Here is an 18037-nt window from a genome sequence, read left to right on the forward strand (position 1 = left end):
CGGGCCCGTGGTTGCGGGCCCGGGGCTCCTCCGCACCGCGCTCACACCCGACAGGCCGTCTCCAGCCAGACGTCCCCCAGCGACTCCTCCAGCGGCACCTGTGTCCGCCAGCCGAGACGGTCCCGGGCGGTCCGCACGTCCGCCTGCCGCCAGGGCACCGGCTCCCCCGGGGCGGGCCGGCCCTCCGGCCGGTGCCCCTCCGCCCGGTGGCCCGGCAGGTACGGCCCGGGCGAGTGGTGGCCGTGGCCCGGCAGGTGGTCGCCGACCGGCCCGGCGGCCTGCGCGGGCAGCAGGACCTGCCGGTTCTCCTCCACGATCGACCCCTCGAAGCCCGACGCCCGGACCAGCAGCTGGGCCGCGTCCCGGGCCCGCACGGCGTGCCCGCTGCCCACGTTGATCACCCCGGTGGCGGCCGAGACCGCCGCCGCCTGGATCGCCCGGGCGACGTCCCGCACGTCCACGAAATCCCGGTATCCGGACAGGTCCGGCATCCGCACCTGGTTCTCGTCCCGCTCCAGCGCCCGCCGCAGCCCCTCGGCGAGGCGCCCGAACAGCGAGGCGGTCGGCGCCCCCGGGCCCACCACGTCGAACACCCGCAGCACCGCCGCGTCCAGCCCCGAGGCCAGCACCAGCTCCGTCCCGGCCAGCTTGGAGACCCCGTACGGGCCGACCGGCCGCGGCTCGGCCTGCTCGGACACCGGCACCCCGCCGGGCACCGGCCCGTACTCGGCGGCCGAGCCGACGTGCACCAGCCGGGCCGGCTCCCGGCTGCGCCGGATCGCCTCGCAGACGGTCGCGACGGCCAGCGTGTTCGACCGGATCAGGGTCCGCGAGCTGCCGTAGGTGGCACCCGCGCAGTTGATCACCACCTGCGGCGCGACCGCGTCCAGGAAGCGGGCCAGCGCGCCCGGGCTCCCGGTGGTCAGGTCGAAGCGGATGTCGGCCGAGTCGCGCCGGCCGAGCACCGTCACCTGCAACTCCTGGTCCATCAGCAGACGATCGGTCACCCGGCGGCCGATGAAGCCGTCGGCGCCCAGCAGCAGCACCCTCATCGGGGGCGTCCTTCCACGAAGCGAGGTCGGGGACGACCTGGCGGACTGAAAAACAGCGAACGAGATCTGACGGGTCTGACGGTCTTACGGGTCGGACGGGGTCCTGCGAGTCGGACGGGGTCGGACAGGAGGGCTCAGCGGTGCGCGCCGGCCCGGCCGAGCAGCGCCCAGCCGTAGGCCAGCAGCACCGCCGCGACCGCGCCGCCGCCCAGCAGGACGGCCGACGGCCAGGAGCGGCCCAGCGCGAGCGGCACCGCCGTCGCGACGGGCCCGGCCAGGGCGCCCAGCGCGGCGGCCGTGGTCCGGCCGCAGCGCGCCAGCAGCGCGGGCAGCACCAGCAGCAGGCCCAGCACGCCCTGCGCCGCCCATGCCGCGGGGCTGGCCCGCTCGGCGGCCAGGTGCAGCAGGCCGCCGCCGTGGCCGGGCCCGGGGCGCGGCGCGACCACCGCGAGGACGGCCAGCGCGGCGTAGCTGAGCACCGCGAGCACGGCCAGGTGCAGCGCGACCGCGACCGGCAGCACCGGGCGCATCCGGGCCCGGAACTCGGCCAGGGTGCGGGCGGCCCCCAGGTGCCCCCGGCCGACCTGCCGGTACCAGCGGGCCGCCCGCTCCGCCGAGCCCGCCGACACCGCGGCGGCCAGCACCAGGGCGGCGGCCAGCGGCCGGTCCGGGCCCGGCGCCGCCAGCGGGAGCAGCAGCAGCGCGGCCAGGCCCAGCCCGTGGCCGAGCGCGGCGGGGCGCGGCCGGGAGCCGGCGGGCGGGGTGCTGGCCGGGCCGAGCTCGGCCGGGCAGGGCGGGCCGCACGGCGGCGGGGCGGGCTCGGCCGGGGCGGTTCCGGTCAGCGCGGGCAGCAGCACCAGCGGGACGGCGGCGGGCAGCAGCACCGGCCAGCGGGCGCCGAACGCGGCCACCGCGGCGCAGGGCAACGCGGCCAGCGCGGCGGCGGTCAGCGCCGCCCGGGCGGCGGCCGCGCAGTGCCGCGGTTCGGGCGGCTCGGGCGGCGGCGGCCGCCGGGGCACCCGGGCGTACAGCTCCTCGGCCAGCGAGAACAGGTCGGCGTGGCGGCAGCGCGCCGCGGCGTCCGGGCCGAGCCCGGCCTCCTCCAGCCCGGCGGCGATCTCCAGCGGGTCGACGGCGCGCTCGCACAGGTCCCGGTGCTCGGCCATCAGCTCGCGCACCGGGTCGGCACTGACTGCGGGGCCGGACATCAGACGGCCTCCGCGAGGGCGGGGCCGACGGGGCGCGCCGGATCGGGTCGGGCCTGGTCGATTCGCGCCGGATCGGGGCGGGCCGGCGGTTCGGCGAGCACCGTCAGGGCGGCGAGCTGCCCGGCCCGGCGGCGCGGTCCCGGCGCGAGCGCCCCGTCCGCGTGCTCGGCGTACGGCCCGGGGGCGGCGGCGCCGTCCTCCCGGCCGTCCTCCCGGTCCTCGTCCCCGGGCCCGTCCCGGTCCTCATCCCCGTGCTCGGCCCGGCCGCCGACGGGGCCGCCGGCCGGGCCGTCGCTGAGCCAGTACTCGGCGGGGCGCGCGAACGGGCGTGGCGCCCGGCCGCCCTGGCCCGCCCCGCCGCCCTCGGGGAAGGCGGGGTACTGCGAGACCAGTTCCAGGTAGATCTCCCGGAAGGCACCGGTCACCGGTTCGACGGCGAAGCGTTCCTGCGCCCGCAGCCGCCCCGCCAGGCCGAGCCGGGAGCGCCGCTCCTCGTCGCGCAGCAGCGCCAGGCAGGCCCCGGCCAGCGCGCGCGGGTCGCGGGCGGGCACCAGCAGCCCGGTCGGACCGACCACCTCGCGGGCCACCCCGACGTCGGTGGAGACCACCGCTCGGCCGCTGAGCATGGCGTCGGCGAGCAGCCGGGGGCTGCGCTGGGAGAGCGCGGAGAAGACCGCCACCGTGCCGCCCTGCCAGGCCTCGGCGAGCGAGCCGGGCCGGCCGGCGAAGTCCACCGCCGCGCTCACCCCGAGCCGTTCGGCGACGGCCGCGCAGTGCGCCCGGTAGCCGGGGGCCGCCTCCTCGCCGTACAGCACCAGCCGGGCCGCGGGCAGTTCGGCGCGGACCCGGGCGAAGGCGTGCAGCGCCAGTTCGGCGTCCCGCCCCGGCTCCAGCGGGCCCGCCCAGACCAGGGTGGGCCGCTCCGGCTCCGGCCCGGCGGCCGGGCGGTCCACCGCCGGGGTGCCCTCGTAGACGACCCGGGTGCGCGCCGGATCGGCCCCGCAGCGGCGCTGCCACTGCTGGTCGTGGGCGCTGCCCGGGGTGAGTATCGCGGCCTGCCGGTAGGTCTCCTCGGTGAGCGCCCGGAAGAAGGACAGCAGCAGCGCCCGGACCGGCCACCGGTACGGCGCCTCGCGGTAGCCGAGGTACTGCTCGCGCAGGTGCAGGCCGTGCTCGGTGACCACGAAGGGCACCCCGTGCAGCTGCCGGGCGACCAGGGCGGGGAGCGCGGCCGGGCCGCCGCCGACCACGTGGCACAGGTCGGCGGTGCCGAGGCCGCCGGGGCCGGTGCCGTACCAGGGCGCGGAGAGCGGGCGCAGGCACTGCTCCAGCAGGTCGGCGGCGACCAGCACGTCGCGGACCAGCGGCTGTCCGGCCGAGGTGTTCGCGCCGGGCAGCCGCCAGGTGCGCTCCAGCACCCGGCGGGCGTGGGCGGAGGCGAGGAAGGCGGGCAGGGTGCCGCCGTCCTCCCGGGCCAGCGCCGCCAGCCGGTACAGCCCGGCCCCGAAGCCGGCCCGCTCCCCCGGCAGCACCAGCGCCCGTACCAGCTCCTCGTACGCCCGGGCGTACTGGCGTCTGCGCAGCGCCCCGGGGGCCCGGCCGCGCGGCCGGCGGCCCCACAGCGCGAGGTGGTGGGCGCCGTGCCAGGCGGGCGAGGGCCGAGCGCCGGGGCCGGGGCCGTCCGGGCCGGTGAGCAGGTACAGCTCGAACTCGTGCTCCGGCAGGCCCTCGGCCAGCCGCTCGCACCAGGCCCCGGCACCACGGTCGGGATGCGGACGGGCACCCTCGGTGAGCAGCGCGACGCGCACGGGAGTCCTCCTTCTGCCTCGGAGCGGGGGCGGTGCCGGCAGCCTCGGTCAGCGCCGACCGCCCCCCGCACCCCTGGGACGCCCCCTGGGCGGGGGCCACGGGAGCCGCGGGGCCGTACGCCGGGACGCTTGCTCGGGCCGTGCGCCGGGTGCTCCGGCGTCAGCGGTCCTCCCCCACACCTGTTCGGTCCGGCAGCAGAAAGGTAGGACCGGCCCGGGGCGATCCATCGGTCACATGCCTGGCTGCCACCTGAACGAGTGAACCGCCGTGACCTCGCACCTGACCGGGCCGTTAGCGGGCGCTATACGGCGCTCCGGCACCGCCCGGCACCGCCCCGGTACCGCCCCGGCACCGCTCCGGCACCGCTCCGGCACCGCCCGAGGCTCAGCGGGCGGTGTCCGCGATCAGCTCGCGCACGGCCCGGGCGACCGCGTCGGGGTGCTCCATCATCGCCACGTGCCCGGACTCGGGCAGCACCAGCAGCCGGGCGTCGGCGAAGGCCGCGCAGGCCCGCCGGGCGGAGCGGTAGGCGACCAGCTTGTCGCGCAGCCCGTACACCAGCAGCACCGGCGCCGCGACCTGCTCGGCCTGCCGCCACAGCGCCTGGTCGCCGCGCTCGGTGTAGGCGGAGACGATGCCGCGGGCCGAGCCGACCAGGGCCGGCATCGCGTGCGGCTGCGCCATCCGGTGCCGGTACTCGGCCACCGCCTCGGCGCGGGCGGTCGGGCTCAGGGCGGCCGGGTCGCCGTAGACCAGGCGCAGCAGGTCCTCGGTGGCCGCCTCGGCGTCGCGCCGCCCGGCCGGCAGCCGGCGCAGCAGGGCGGGCAGTCCGGGCAGGGCGAGCAGGCCGGTGGGCCAGGCGGAGCGCTGCGGGGGCAGTTCGGGCAGCGCGGGCGAGACCAGGGTGAGGCTGCGGACCAGGTCGGGGCGCAGCGCCGCGAGCCGGACCGAGACGGCGCCGCCGAGCGAGTTGCCGAAGAGGTGGACGGGGCCGCGGCCGGCGGCCTCCAGGTAGCCGATGACGGCGCGGACGTGGCCGGAGAGGCTGAGGTTGCCGTCGGCGGGCGGGCCGGAGCGGCCGAAGCCGGGAAGGTCGACGGCCTCGCCGTCGACGAGGCCGGAGAGCCGGTCCATCAGCGCGGTCCAGTTGCCGGCCGAGCCGCCCAGGCCGTGCACGAAGAGTCCGGGCTCGCGCCCGTCGGCGCCGCCCGCCTCGGCGGGCCGGTGCACCGCGAGCACCGCGCCGGGGACCTCGACCGTACGTACCTGCTGCTCAGCGCTGCTCATGGTGGACGATGGTAGTGAGGCCCGGTCGGGGGCGGCGGGGGCGGTCCGGCCTTCCCGGCCCCCGTCCCGTCCGCCCGTCCCCTCCCTCCTCGCCTCCCTCGTCGCACCACTGCCGACGCCGAGGTCAGCGCCGTATTGTGGGCTCCTGACAAGCGGCCGGACTGCTTTTCTCGCCTTCGCCAGGGGCGGGCGCGGTTACCGAAAAGTAGAATCGGCCCTCTTGCCAGCCCCGAAGAACCCCGAAGTGAGGAGCGCCGTGACGGCCATCCAGGAGGCGCAGGAGCGCCCGCGCGGTGCCCGCCTGCCGCGAAGCGCCCGCCGTGAACAACTGCTCGGTGCCGCCCAGGAGGTGTTCGTCGCGCAGGGTTACCACGCGGCCGCCATGGACGACATCGCCGACCGCGCCGGGGTGAGCAAGCCGGTGCTCTACCAGCACTTCCCCGGGAAGCTGGAGCTCTACCTGGCGCTGCTGGACAAGCACTGCGACGCCCTGGTCGAGTCGACCCGCGAGGCGCTGGGCACCACCACCGACAACAAGCTGCGGGTGGCCGCGACGATGGAGGCGTACTTCAACTACGTCTCCAGCGAGTCGGGCGCGTTCCGGCTGGTCTTCGAGTCGGACCTGACCAACGAGCCGGCCGTGCGCGAGCGGGTGGAGCGGGCCTCGGAGGCGAGCGCGACGCTGGTCAGCCAGGTGATCCAGGAGGACACCGACCTGCCGGAGGCGGAGTCCAAGCTGCTGGCGGCCGGGGTCTGCGGCCTGGCCCAGATCACCGCCCGGTACTGGCTGTCGCAGGGGCTGGAGATCCCGCGCGACGAGGCGGTGCGGCTGGTCGCCAGCCTGGCGTGGCGGGGGCTCAAGGGCTTCCCGATGCACCCGGGCGACCTCCCGCCGGAGGGTTCCGCCCAGCGCTGAACGATCCGCTGACCTTCGCCTGGGCGGTGATCGGGTGCTCTATGGTGAAGCCGTACGGCGCGGTCGCCGTGACCGCTTGTCCCAGGCGGTCCGTCGCCGCGCGTGGAGACTGCCAACCCGGAGGGACGGAAGCCGTGGAGGTCAAGATCGGCGTGCAGAACGCGCCGCGCGAAATCGTGATCGAGAGCTCGCAGACTGCCGATGAGGTCCAGAGCGCGGTCGCGAAGGCGCTGGAGGGCTCCACCAAGCTCTTCTCGCTCACCGACGAGCACGGCCGTCGCGTCATCGTCCCGGCCGAGCGCCTGGCGTACGTGGAGATCGGCGAGTCGGCCGCCCGCAAGGTGGGCTTCGGCACCGCCTGAGCCGCCGCGAGCAGGTCCGTCCGGTGCCCCGTTTCCCACCAGGGAGCGGGGCACCGTCGCGTGTACGGGCAGGTCGGCCTGGGTACGGCGACAGGTGCGGCACCGGTGCCGCACGCCCGTACCCCCGGGGAGGCCGCCGTGCTGGTCGAATCGCTCGTCTTCGTCCTGGTCGGCCTGGCCGCGGCCTCGGCCGCGCTGCTGGGCCTGCCGGGGTACTACCGGGCCTCCCGCCCGCTGGTGGTGGGGACGGCCCTGGCCTCGGCGCTGCTCGGCGGGGTGGTGGCGCACTTCTGCCTGGACGGTCGCCGACCGGTGGCCGCGGTGGCGTTCTCGGCGCTGGCCGCGGGGGTGGTCACCTCGCTGCTGGCCCGGCCGGACCTCGCCGCCGGGCGGGCCCCGGCGCACCGGCACCACCCGCACCGGGCCGGCGCCCACCGCGCGCCGCGGCGGCACCGGCCCGCCTGAGGCGCGTCAGGAGGCCAGGCCGAGGGCGGCCATCCGCCGGGTGTGCGCCTCGGTGATCCGGTTGAACATCTTGCCGACCTCGACCAGGTCGAAGCCCTGCACCTGCACGCCGCCGACCAGCAGGTTGGAGAGCGCGTCCCGCTCGGCGACGACCCGCTGGGCCTGGCTGAGCGCCTCGCCCATCAGCCGCCGGCCCCACAGGGCGAGCCGGCCGCCGGCCCGCGGGTCGGCCTCGATGGCCTGGCGGACCTTGTCGACCGCGAACTGTCCGTGGCCGGTGTCGGACATGACGCTGAGGACCAGGTCGCGGGTGTCGTCGTCCAGCCGGACGGCCACCTCGCGGTAGAAGTCGGTGGCGATGGCGTCGCCGACGTAGGCCTTGACCAGGCCCTCCAGCCAGTCCGAGGGCGCCGTCATCCGGTGGAACAGCTCCAGCGGCTCGACGAAGGGGCGCATGGCCTCCTGGGGGTCGGCGCCGATCTCGGCGAGCCGGTCGTGCAGCCGCTGGTAGTGCTGGAACTCGGCGGAGGCCATCCGGGCCAGGGCCGCCTTGTCGGCGAGGCCGGGCGCCAGCTTGGCGTCCTCGGCGAGCCGCTCGAAGGCACTCAGCTCGCCGTACGCGAGCGCGCCGAGCAGGTCGAGCACCGCCGCGCGGTAGGCCGGTTCGGCCGAGCACGTGGCCCAGTCGCCGATCGAGCCGGGCGCGCCGTCCTGCGTCTCACCATGGGTCTCCATGACCCGCCACCTTAGTCCCGCCCGGGCCCCCGCCCCACCACCGGACGCACCCCGGTGACCTGCCGGATCGGCTCCCCGTGCACCCGTCGGCGGGGGCGGTGTCAGACGCGTCACGTGTTCGAGTCGTCGCCTGACTGTATGGTGGTACGGAGCCCCGTCGTGCTCGCACGGTGCCACCGCCGTCTCGGTGGCCCGCACGAGCCCGCTCCGTAGCGGCAGCGCGTCCCCCGGACGTGTCCGCACCGGAGGCACGGGTACTCACGTACGCGGATGCCCGGTCGGAGAGCCGATCGGCTCCGACCATGGCTTGGACTTCAAGCCTTGGCACCGCATCAGTGGCCGAGCGAGGGCCGCCGAGACCACGCCCACCTGGCGGAGGTCCCGCGCAGGTCCCTCACGGGAACTCTCCCCGACGCCGCCGGCGACGCGCCCCGCCATCGGGCCGCGCGCACCGGCCGGCCGCAGGGACCGGCGCGGTTGTGCGTCCGCTCAGCTGTACTCGGGGCCGACCAGGCCCGTACCCACAGCCGCGCGGCTGCCCGCCCGCCGCTCGCTCTCGGCCCCTCCGAAAACGGAAGAGGCAGCACCCTGTCCACCACCGCTGAACCCATCAAGACGACGTTCCGGGACCTGGGGATCCTCCCGGAGACCGCCGAGGCCCTCGAGTCCGTCGGCATCGTCCATCCCTTCCCCATCCAGGAGATGACCCTCCCGGTCGCGCTGACCGGCCACGACGTCATCGGCCAGGCCAAGACCGGCACCGGCAAGACCCTCGGCTTCGGCCTGCCGCTGATCGAGCGCGCCGTGGTGCGCGCCGACGTGGACGCCGGCCGGGCCACCGAGGACCAGCTCTCGGACTTCCCGCAGGCGCTGATCGTCGTCCCGACCCGCGAGCTCTGCACCCAGGTCACCAACGACCTGCAGACCGCCGGCAAGGTCCGCAACGTCCGCGTGCTCGCGGTCTACGGCGGCCGGGCGTACGAGCCGCAGGTCGAGGCGCTCAACAAGGGCGTCGACATCGTGGTCGGCACCCCGGGCCGACTGCTGGACCTGGCCGGCCAGAAGAAGCTGAACCTGTCCAAGGTCCGCGCGCTGGTCCTGGACGAGGCCGACGAGATGCTCGACCTGGGCTTCCTGCCCGACGTCGAGAAGATCATCACCATGCTGCCGGCCAAGCGGCAGACCCTGCTCTTCTCGGCCACCATGCCGGGCCAGGTCATCAACCTCGCCCGCCGGTACATGAGCCAGCCGACCCACATCCGGGCCGCCGCCCCGGACGACACCGGCGCCACCGTCGCCAACATCGAGCAGCACATCTTCCGTGCCCACTCGCTCGACAAGGTCGAGCTGGTCTCGCGCATCCTCCAGGCCGACGGCCGCGGGCTGGCGATGATCTTCTGCCGCACCAAGCGCACCGCCGCCGACGTCTCCGACCAGCTGACCCAGCGCGGCTTCGCGGCCGGCGCCGTCCACGGCGACCTCGGCCAGGGCGCCCGCGAGCAGGCGCTGCGCGCCTTCCGCAACGGCAAGGTCGACGTGCTGGTCTGCACCGACGTGGCCGCCCGCGGCATCGACGTCGAGGGCGTCACCCACGTCGTCAACTACCAGTGCCCCGAGGACGAGAAGACCTACCTGCACCGGATCGGCCGCACCGGCCGGGCCGGCGCCTCCGGTACGGCCGTCACCCTGGTCGACTGGGACGACATCCCGCGCTGGCAGCTGATCAACAAGGCGCTGGACCTGCCGTTCAACGAGCCGGAGGAGACCTACTCCACCTCGCCGCACCTGTACGAGCTGCTGAAGATCGCGCCGGGCACCAAGGGTGTGCTGCCGCGTTCGGAGCGCACCCGGGCCGGGCTCGGCGCGGAGGAGATCGAGGACCTCGGCGAGACCGGCGGGCGGGGCGCCCGCACCGGTCGCGGCGCCGGCGCTGCCCGCGGCGGGCGGGCCGGCTCGGGCCGCCCGGCCGTCGAGGCCCCGGCGGCGGAGGAGAAGCCGCGCCGCACCCGTGAGCGCCGCCGCACCCGCCGTGGTACGGAGCTCGGCGAGGGCGAGGCGGCCGTCGCCGCGACGGTGACCGAGGCGGCTCCGGCTGTCGAGGGTGCCGAGGGCGAGGCCGCGCCGCGCCGTCGCCGCCGCCGTTCGCGCGGTGGCGCCGGCTCGGGCGAGGTCACCCCGGTGGCCGCGGCCGAGGTCGTCGCCGAGGCGGCCGCGGTGGTCGAGGCCGCCGTGGTCGCGGCCGAGCCGGTGGCGTCCGAGGCCCCGGTGGCCCCGGTGGCCGAGGAGAAGCCGCGCCGGACCCGGACCCGCAAGCCGAAGGCCGAGGTCGTCGAGGTGGCGGAGGCTGTCGAGGCCGCCGCCGTCACCGAGGCCCCGGCCGAGGCACCGGCGGAGAAGAAGCCGGCCCGGACCCGGACCCGCAAGCCCAAGGCCGAGGTCGCGGAGGCCGCGGAGGCCGTCGAGGCCGCCGCCGTCACCGAGGCCCCGGCGGAGAAGAAGCCGGCCCGCGCCCGGACCCGCAAGCCCAAGGCCGAGGTCGCCGAGGTCGCGGAGGCCGTCGAGGCCGCCGCCGTCACCGAGGCCCCGGCCGAGAAGAAGCCGGCCCGCGCCCGCAAGCCCAAGGCCGTCGCCGAAACCGCCCCGGAGGCCCCGGCCGCCGAGGCCCCGGCCGAGGAGGCGCCCGCGCCGCGCAAGCGCACCCGCGTCCGCAAGGCCGTGGCCGCCCCGGAGGCCACTCCGGAGGGCTGACCCGCACCGCCCCCTCGGGCGTTCCCGGGCGTCCCGCCTGGTGGGAGGGGTACCGGGACGGCATAGGCTCGTGGCATCGCCTGCCCCGGGAGGGAACCCGCTCATGAGTACTCCGCCGTTCCTGGACCTGCCCCGCTGCGCCCGGGCGGAACGCGTGCCGACCGCGCGCGGGGAGTTCGCGGCGCTGCGGGCGGAGCCGGACGGCCCGGTGCGCGGCTCGGCACTGCTGATGCCGGGGTTCACCGGCAGCAAGGAGGACTTCATCGCGCTGCTGGCGCCGCTCGCGGCCGCCGGGTACCGGGTGACGGCCGTGGACCAGCGGGGGCAGTACGAGACCGGCGGGCCGGACGACGAGGCGGCGTACGAGGTGAGCGCGCTGGGCGCCGACGTCCGGGCGCTGACCGAGGCGCTGGCCGCGGAGGGCGGGCCGGTGCACCTGCTGGGGCACTCCTTCGGCGGCCAGGTGGTCCGGGAGGCGGTGCTCGCGGCGGCCGAGGAGGGCCCCCTGCCGTGGCGTTCGCTGACCCTGATGGCCACCGGGCCGGGCGCGATCGACCCGGCCGAGGCGGCCCGGACCAGGATGCTGCTGGACGTCCTGCCGGTCATGGGCCTGGAGGAGATCTGGCAGGTCATGCGGCAGATGGACGAGAGCAGCGGGAGCCCGAAGCCGGCGTTGGCGCCGGGGGTCGCGGAGTTCCTGCACCGCCGCTGGGTGGCCAATGTGCCGCGGTCGCTGGCCGTCACCGGCGCGCACCTGGTGGCCGCGCCGGACCGGGTGGACGAGCTGGCCGCGGTGACGGCCGGGACGCTGCCGGTGCTGGTGGTGTCCGGGGAGCAGGACTACGCCTGGCCGGTGCCGGAGCAGGGCGCGATGGCGCGGCGGCTGGGCGCCCGCCGGGTGGTCGTCGCGGGCGCGGCCCACTCCCCCAACGCCGAGCGGCCGGCCACCACGGCCGAGGCGCTGGCCGCGTTCTGGGCCTGAGCCCGGCCTCCGATCGCCCCCTCCCCCGGCGTGGTCTGTACCACTTCCGGGGGTTCGACCGCGCTCGACGCAGGACAAAAGTCGTTAGTTACGGTAATCTTTGATTCTGTCCGGGAATCATCGGCGACCCCCACCGGGGTGCCTTTCAGCCGAAACCCGGACGTTACGGACGGGCAATGGCCCGGTAGCACCGCCACGACACCGTGGTGCACGAGGGACTGGACGCACCAGGCAAGCCCAGGGGGAGCCCTTGCCGCAGCAGACCGCCACACGTACCACCCGCGTGGTCCGGCCGCAGCGCCGGATCCGCAGGACCCCGAAAGGGCTGATACCGACTCAGCCGCAACCGCCCCGCCCCGCGGGGCCCGGAAAGGAGACGCCCATGACCAAGCCCATGCGCTTCGAGATCCTCCGCCTGGACGACGCCAACGGCTCCGCGACCGACCGCGTGATCGCCGATGCCGAGACCGTGCGCGAGCTCGTCCAGGACGCCGCCCGCACCGGCGAGCGCCTGCTCATCCGCCCGTGCCCGACCGTCTGACCCGGCGCGGCGCCTCCGACCGGGAGGCCCCACCCGCCGCCGACGAGCCGGGATCGTCCGATCCGGACGTACCGATACCCGACTGACGCCCCGTCACCGCGATCGCCGTTGACGGGGCGTCAGTGCGTCCGGCCCCGAACCGGCTCCCACCCGGCTCCGACCCCGCCCCGCCCCGGCTCCAGCCCGACCCCGACCCCGCCCCGGCCCCGGAACGTTTGCCTCCGCCCGCCACGGGACATCCCCCAACGGGAACCGCCCGCGCCGCACCCACCCGCGCCGGCCGGGCGTCCAGCACCGACAGGGTGCCGCCGAGCCGTCCGTACGGGTGATCGTCCTTGACGCGGCGGTCCGGAGGGAGGAGCGTTGTCGGCTATGAGGGGCGAGCCAAGCTGTCCGAGGTGCGCCGGTCGGGTCCGCGCCCCCGGTCTTTTTTCGGACACCTGGCAGTGCGACCGGCACGGAGCCGTGCACCCGATGCAACCCGTACTGCCCCCGAGCGTGGAAGCCCTGGGCGTCGCCGTCGTCCGCTCCCAGGTCCCCGTCTGGCTGCCCTGGCCGCTCCCGGTCGGCTGGCTCTACACCGGCATCGCCCACGTCGGCGACGACATCTCGGGCGCCCGGGCCACCGCCGTCGCCTGCTCCGGGCCCGCCCCGCTCGGCGGCTTCGGCGAACTGGTGCTGGTCGCCGAGGAACTGGGCGTCGGGCTCGGCGCCCGCTACGCCGGACTGCCCGGCCCCGACCCGGGCGACTCGGTCGGCCTCTACAAGCCCGCCGACGCCAAGCTGATGGCCGCCGGGCGGCCCACCCCGATGTTCCACGTCCCGGACGCCCCGGCCGACCGTGCGGTGTTCGTCGGCGAGGCCCGCGGGCTCTGGCTCTGGGCGATCGCCTGGCCCGAGCAGTCCGCGCTGGTGATGTACGACGAACTGGTGCTCACCGACCTGCGCGAGGCCGGCGCCGAACTGGACCTGCTGCCCTGCGGGGCGCTCTCCCCCCGGCTGCTGGGCTGACGACGGGCCGCACGGCCTATCCTGGGCGGCACCCACCAGCCTGAGGAGTCCGCCCCGTGCGCATCGACCTGCACGCCCACAGCACCGCGTCCGACGGCACCGACAGCCCGGCCGAGCTGGTCGCGGCGGCGGTCGCGGCCGGCCTCGACGTGGTCGCGCTCACCGACCACGACACCGTCGCCGGGCACGCCGAGGCCGCCGCCGCGGTGCATGCGCTGCCGGACGGCACCCGGCTGACCGTCGTCCCCGGCGCCGAACTGTCCTGCGTCGTGGACGGCGTCAGCATGCACCTGCTGGCGTACCTGTTCGACCCCGAGGAGCCGGAGTTCGCGGCCGAACGCGAGCTGGTGCGCACCGACCGGTTCCGACGCGGCCGGGCGGTCGTCGAGCGCTGCCGGGAGCTCGGCGCGGACATCAGCTGGGAGCAGGTGCGGCGGATCGCCGGGACCGGGTCGGTCGGGCGGCCGCACATCGCCAGCGCGCTGGTCGAGGCGGGCGTGGTGGCCACCGTCTCGGACGCCTTCACCCCGCAGTGGCTGGCCAACGGCGGCCGGGCGGACGTCCGCAAGCACGAGACCGACCCGGTGCGCGCCGTCCGGCTGGTCCGGGCGGCCGGCGGGGTGCCGGTGTTCGCCCACCCCGGCGCGGTCAAGCGCGGCCGGACCGTCCCCGACCGGGTGATCGCCGAGCTCGCGGCCGCCGGACTGGCCGGGCTGGAGGTCGACCACACCGACCACGACGAGGAGACCAGGCAGCGGCTGCGCGGCCTGGCCGACGACCTCGGCCTGCTGGTCACCGGCTCCAGCGACTACCACGGCAGCCGCAAGACCGTCCGGCTCGGCGAGCACACCACCGACCCCGGGGTGTACGAGGCGCTGCTGGCCCAGGCCACCGGGGCGAAGCCGATCGAGCGCTGACGGCGGGCGGGGCCGCGCACCGGGGCGCGGTGCGGCGGGCGGGCCCGCCCGTACGCCCTGTCTGCTGGGAGCCGACGCCGGGGCCCGGTCCCGACCGGGGGTCAGTCGAGCCTGACGCCGCGCCGCCCCGGGTCGCGCAGGTCGGTGCCCTGGTCCAGCCAGCGCTCCTGGAGCGCGGCCGCGCCGTGCACCCGCTTCCAGCCCGCCTCGTTGGGCGTCATCGGCAGCAGCGGTAGGAAGCGCACCGGCTCGGCGGGCTCGGCCAGTTCCAGGTCCTCGACCAGCCCGCCCGGCTCGGCGGCCAGCACCGAGGTGAACGGGGCGCCCTCCCAGAGCGGGGCGCCGAGGTCCAGCGAGCCGCCCGGGGCCACCACCAGGCCCTCGACCTGCGGCGTCGCGGCGAAGGTGGCGAGGCTGCGCAGCACGCCGTCGCGCCCGCCGCGCACGGTCAGCACCAGTTCGACGCGCGGTCCGCGCAGCTGGTCGGCGACCGGCTGGGTCGGGTCGGCCATCGGGGCGGCCGACATCCCGAGCGTCGCGTAGCGGACCAGGCCGTCGGCGTCCGGCCCGAAGCGCAGCACCTCGATCCGGTCGGTGCCGAGGAAGGTGACGGCGGCGCGGCCGCTCGGCTCGCCGAAGGTGGAGATCAGCCGGGCCTCGACGGCCGCCAGCACCGCCTCCCGGGTGAGTTCCGGGGAGCTGCCGCCGTGGGGGTCGCCGAAGGACAGGAAGTCGTGCGCCATGCCGGTGAGCGTAACCCGGGCCGCCCCGGCGTCCGCGCGGGGGCGTACGGGCGAAGGCCGGGGAAACCCCGGGGCACCGATGCCCGGTCAGATGTTAGGGTGAGCGACTGGCCACCGGGATCGCAGGTTCCGGGGCGGCGAGCGAAGGAGGTGGTTGCGGTGGATACCGGCCGACCATGCAGTACCGGCAGCTCTGCCCGGCCCCGACTTCCCCGTGACCCCCGCCCCGCAGGCCTCAGCGGCTGACCGAGCCCCAGTGGCCCGGGCGCGGGTCGTCGGCGGACGGACCGGCCGGGAGAGCACCCCTCGTCCCCTTCACCGGTGTTCCTCGCCGTCGCACCACGGCCCTTCCGCGTCCCTACCGCGCCACCGTGCGACGGCTCCTGCCCCAGGGAGCCTGTCATGTCGATGATCAACAGCCTGCGCGCCGCCGTCCGCACCAACCGCCGACGGGGCCCCGTCGGGGCGTACGACGCCGTGCCCGAGGGCGTCGGCTCGGCGGTCGTGGACTGCGCGGTCTACCAGCACGGCCGGCGCAACGGTGAGACCTGCAGCCCCCGCGAGGCCGCCCGCCGGGTCAAGGCCGCGCACCAACTCCCGGACACCGCCGGGTCGTTCAGCTGGATCGGGCTGCACGAGCCGACCGAGGCCGAGTTCGAGGGCATCGCCCAGCGCTTCGGCCTGCACCCGCTCGCGGTGGAGGACGCGGTGCACGCCCACCAGCGGCCCAAGGTGGAGCGCTACGACGACGTGCTGTTCGCCGTCTTCAAGACCATCCGCTACGTCGAGCACGACCAACTGACGCCCACCAGCGAGGTGGTGGAGACCGGCGAGCTGATGGTCTTCGCCGGCCGGGACTTCGTGATCACCGTCCGGCACGGCGGCCACGGCTCGCTGCAGGAGCTGCGGCACCGGCTGGAGGCGGACGCGGACGAGGCCGGGCTGCTCGCCAAGGGCCCGGCCGCGGTGCTGCACGCGATCGCCGACCACGTGGTGGACAACTACCTGCTGGTCGCCGAACGGCTGCAGAACGACGTGGACGAGATCGAGTACGGCGTCTTCTCGGCCAAGGGCGCGCGCACCGCGGACGTCGGCCGGGTGTACCAACTCAAGCGCGAGGTGCTGGAGTTCAAGCGCGCGGTGGCACCGCTGCTGCGCCCGATGCAGCAGCTGTCCGAGCCGCAGCAGGGCCTGGTCGACCCGGACATCCAGAAGTACTTCCGGGACGTCGCCGACCACCTGGCCCGGGTCACCGAGCAGGTGCACGGCTTCGACGAACTGCTGAACTCGCTGCTCCAGGCCAACCTGGCGCAGGTGTCGGTGGCGCAGAACGAGGACATGCGCAAGATCACCGCCTGGGCGGCGATCTTCGCGGTGCCCACCATGATCACCGGCGTCTACGGCATGAACTTCGACTACATGCCCGAACTGCACCACGCCTACGGCTATCCGATGGTGCTCACCGCGATCACGCTGATCTGCGTCGGGATGTACCGGGGCTTCCGCCGCAACGGCTGGCTGTAGCGCCCGCCCCCGCCCGCGCCCGCCCCGGGGTCCCGCCCCGCGGGCGCCGGGACCCCGCAGGGCGGGACCCCGCGGGGCGGGACCCCGCGGGGCGTCAGCGCCGTCCGCCGCGGGCGACCAGGACCAGGCCGAGCAGGATCAGCACCACCGCCGGGTACGCCGCCACCGGGGGCCACTGGCCGAGCCAGAGCGCGGCGATCAGGGCCGCGCCCGGGGTCTCCAGCAGGATCGCGGTGGAGGTGATCGACGGGCCGAGGGTGCGCACCACCCGGTTGCTCAGCGAGTGCCCGAGCAGCTGCGCGGTGACCATCAGCAGCACGATCTGCCACCAGGCCCCGGCCGACCAGCCGGACAGCCGCGTGCCGGTGGCCAGGCAGAGCACCAGCAGGCCGGTCGCCGTGGTCGCGTAGCAGACCAGCGTGTACGCGGTGGTGCTGACCGTCCTGCGGACCTCCGCGCCCAGCAGCATGTACCCGGCCGCGGCCAGGCCCGCGGCGAGCGCGAGGGCGTCGCCGAGCAGGGCGCGCGGGGACATCGAGAGGTCGACGCCGGTCAGCACCAGCACCCCGGCGAAGGCGACGACCGTCCCGAGCCAGACCATCCTCGGCGCCCGGACGCCGAACAGCCGCATCAGCAGGATCGTCCACAGCGGGGTGGTGGTGACCAGCGCGGTCGCGGAGGCCACCGAGGTCATCCGCAGGCTGGGCATCCAGAGCGCGAAGTGCACCGCGAGCAGCGCCCCGGCGGCGACCGCGAGCAGCAGCGCCCGTCGGCCGATCCCGCGCAGCTCGGCGCGGTGGCGCAGCAGCGCGTACGGGCCCAGGGCGCCGACCGACATGACGTTGCGCCAGAAGGCGATGGCCAGCGCGGGCGCGGCGGTGGCGGAGATCAGCGGGCCGGAGAGGGAGATGCCGCCGATCGAGACGGCGAGCAGCAGCAGGTCGACGGTGGGGAGCGGGTGCGCGGGCCGCTGGTCGGCGGCGGTGGCAGGGGCGGGGGCGGTCGCGGGCCGGGCGGCGGGCACGGCGCTCCTTCGCTGGTCGCGGGGGTGTGGCGCTCATACGGTAAGGCCCGTGGGGCGCCAATGGAACTGTCGCCCGGAGGCTGAGACGTCCGGCCGGGCGGGCGCGGGCGGCGAACCCGTACGCTGTCGCCATGGACCGCAACTCCGCCGCCCCCGTCGCCGACGACTTCCTCGACCAGGCCCTGCTGGAGGAGGCCGCGAAGAAGTCCGGACTGCTCTGGGTGCGCGCGGACGGCGAGGCGCAGGCCCGCCCGCTCTGGCACGCCTGGCACGACGGCGCCGTGGTGGTGGTCGGCGGGGGCGGCGAGCAGCCCCTGCACGGCCTGACCGCGGGCGGCCGCGCCGTGATCACCGTGCGCAGCAAGGACAAGGGCGGCCGGCTGACCGGCTGGGCCGCCGAGGTGGTCGAGCTGGCGCCGAACGGCGAGGCCTGGCTGGGCGCCGTCGAGGAGCTCAAGGGCAAGCGGCTGAACGCGCCCGACACGGACACCATCGCCGAGCGCTGGGCCCGCGAGTGCCGGGTGCTGCGGCTGCGGCCGGTAGGGGCGCTGACCGAGCGTCCGGGCGCCATGCCGGACGGCTCGCTCGCCGCCGAGCCGATGCCCACCCCGGCCACCACCCGCCGCCCGATCCCCGCCGGGCTGCCCAAACTGCTGTTCAAGCGCCGCTAAAGGTTCATGCCGAGGACTCCTGGGCCCGCTACCGTGCCTCAC

General features: G+C 76.3%; 17 protein-coding genes. 10 read left to right on the forward strand and 7 right to left on the reverse strand.

What is annotated here, in order from left to right; genetic code table 11:
* Nucleotides 1–41: 41 nt before the first annotated feature.
* The 4 genes from ACIQWA_RS12635 to ACIQWA_RS12650 form a co-directional block, all read right to left on the reverse strand.
* On the reverse strand, nt 42–1052 hold the full coding sequence (locus tag ACIQWA_RS12635; protein ID WP_402481446.1) for an NAD-dependent epimerase/dehydratase family protein: 1011 nt from the start codon (nt 1050–1052) through the stop codon (nt 42–44).
* Between the two features lie 134 nt (nt 1053–1186).
* Nucleotides 1187–2260 (reverse strand): hypothetical protein, encoded by a 1074-nt coding sequence (locus ACIQWA_RS12640; protein WP_402481447.1) that lies wholly within the window; start codon nt 2258–2260, stop codon nt 1187–1189.
* Nucleotides 2260–4068, reverse strand: a complete 1809-nt coding sequence (locus ACIQWA_RS12645; protein ID WP_402481449.1) for a DUF3492 domain-containing protein — start codon at nt 4066–4068, stop codon at nt 2260–2262. Before ACIQWA_RS12645 ends, ACIQWA_RS12640 begins: the two co-directional genes overlap by 1 nt.
* Before the next feature lie 385 nt (nt 4069–4453).
* Complete coding sequence (locus ACIQWA_RS12650; RefSeq protein WP_402481452.1) at nt 4454–5356, reverse strand: alpha/beta fold hydrolase; 903 nt, start codon at nt 5354–5356, stop codon at nt 4454–4456.
* Nucleotides 5357–5612: 256 nt separating this feature from the next.
* Here ACIQWA_RS12650 and ACIQWA_RS12655 point away from each other — a divergent pair, with 256 nt between their 5' ends.
* The 3 genes from ACIQWA_RS12655 to ACIQWA_RS12665 all read left to right on the forward strand — a co-directional run bounded on the left by ACIQWA_RS12655 (nt 5613) and on the right by ACIQWA_RS12665 (nt 7099).
* Nucleotides 5613–6272: a TetR/AcrR family transcriptional regulator gene (locus ACIQWA_RS12655; protein WP_360244584.1), complete on the forward strand. Its 660-nt coding sequence runs from the start codon at nt 5613–5615 to the stop codon at nt 6270–6272.
* 134 nt (nt 6273–6406) lie between these two features.
* Nucleotides 6407–6634 (forward strand): DUF3107 domain-containing protein, encoded by a 228-nt coding sequence (locus ACIQWA_RS12660; protein WP_360244581.1) that lies wholly within the window; start codon nt 6407–6409, stop codon nt 6632–6634.
* A gap of 105 nt (nt 6635–6739) precedes the next feature.
* Nucleotides 6740–7099, forward strand: a complete 360-nt coding sequence (locus tag ACIQWA_RS12665; RefSeq protein ID WP_402481456.1) for a hypothetical protein — start codon at nt 6740–6742, stop codon at nt 7097–7099.
* Between the two features lie 6 nt (nt 7100–7105).
* Here the strand turns inward: ACIQWA_RS12665 and ACIQWA_RS12670 are convergent, their stop codons facing one another.
* Nucleotides 7106–7834 carry a ferritin-like fold-containing protein gene (locus tag ACIQWA_RS12670; protein WP_360244575.1) on the reverse strand — a complete coding sequence of 243 codons (729 nt, stop codon included), beginning with the start codon at nt 7832–7834 and terminating at the stop codon, nt 7106–7108.
* Nucleotides 7835–8536: 702 nt separating this feature from the next.
* Here ACIQWA_RS12670 and ACIQWA_RS12675 point away from each other — a divergent pair.
* The 5 genes from ACIQWA_RS12675 to ACIQWA_RS12695 all read left to right on the forward strand — a co-directional run bounded on the left by ACIQWA_RS12675 (nt 8537) and on the right by ACIQWA_RS12695 (nt 14033).
* Nucleotides 8537–10582 carry a DEAD/DEAH box helicase gene (locus ACIQWA_RS12675; RefSeq protein WP_402481459.1) on the forward strand — a complete coding sequence of 682 codons (2046 nt, stop codon included), beginning with the start codon at nt 8537–8539 and terminating at the stop codon, nt 10580–10582.
* A gap of 103 nt (nt 10583–10685) precedes the next feature.
* Entirely contained in the window at nt 10686–11564 is an 879-nt protein-coding gene (locus ACIQWA_RS12680; RefSeq protein ID WP_402481462.1) for an alpha/beta fold hydrolase, read from the forward strand.
* Between the two features lie 382 nt (nt 11565–11946).
* On the forward strand, nt 11947–12105 hold the full coding sequence (locus ACIQWA_RS12685; protein ID WP_188305309.1) for a hypothetical protein: 159 nt from the start codon (nt 11947–11949) through the stop codon (nt 12103–12105).
* A 372-nt stretch (nt 12106–12477) separates the two neighbouring features.
* Nucleotides 12478–13116, forward strand: coding sequence for a DUF6758 family protein (locus ACIQWA_RS12690; protein ID WP_360230840.1), 639 nt, complete (start codon nt 12478–12480; stop codon nt 13114–13116).
* 56 nt (nt 13117–13172) lie between these two features.
* Nucleotides 13173–14033, forward strand: coding sequence for a PHP domain-containing protein (locus tag ACIQWA_RS12695; RefSeq protein WP_402481466.1), 861 nt, complete (start codon nt 13173–13175; stop codon nt 14031–14033).
* 101 nt (nt 14034–14134) lie between these two features.
* On the opposite strand, the gene ACIQWA_RS12700 is transcribed toward ACIQWA_RS12695, so the two are convergent.
* Nucleotides 14135–14776: a suppressor of fused domain protein gene (locus tag ACIQWA_RS12700; RefSeq protein WP_402481468.1), complete on the reverse strand. Its 642-nt coding sequence runs from the start codon at nt 14774–14776 to the stop codon at nt 14135–14137.
* Nucleotides 14777–15178: 402 nt separating this feature from the next.
* On the opposite strand from ACIQWA_RS12700, the gene corA reads away from it, so the two are divergent.
* The gene (gene corA, locus ACIQWA_RS12705) at nt 15179–16300 is read left to right on the forward strand and encodes a magnesium/cobalt transporter CorA (RefSeq protein ID WP_402481471.1); all 1122 of its coding nucleotides are present in this window, start codon (nt 15179–15181) and stop codon (nt 16298–16300) included.
* A 94-nt stretch (nt 16301–16394) separates the two neighbouring features.
* Here corA and ACIQWA_RS12710 read toward each other — a convergent pair whose 3' ends face one another.
* Entirely contained in the window at nt 16395–17324 is a 930-nt protein-coding gene (locus tag ACIQWA_RS12710) for a DMT family transporter (protein WP_402481474.1), read from the reverse strand.
* Between the two features lie 131 nt (nt 17325–17455).
* On the opposite strand from ACIQWA_RS12710, the gene ACIQWA_RS12715 reads away from it, so the two are divergent.
* Nucleotides 17456–17995 (forward strand): hypothetical protein, encoded by a 540-nt coding sequence (locus tag ACIQWA_RS12715; protein ID WP_402481477.1) that lies wholly within the window; start codon nt 17456–17458, stop codon nt 17993–17995.
* Nucleotides 17996–18037: the final 42 nt, after the last annotated feature.

Source organism: Kitasatospora sp. NPDC098652, assembly GCF_044760155.1.
Lineage (GTDB): Bacteria > Actinomycetota > Actinomycetes > Streptomycetales > Streptomycetaceae > Kitasatospora.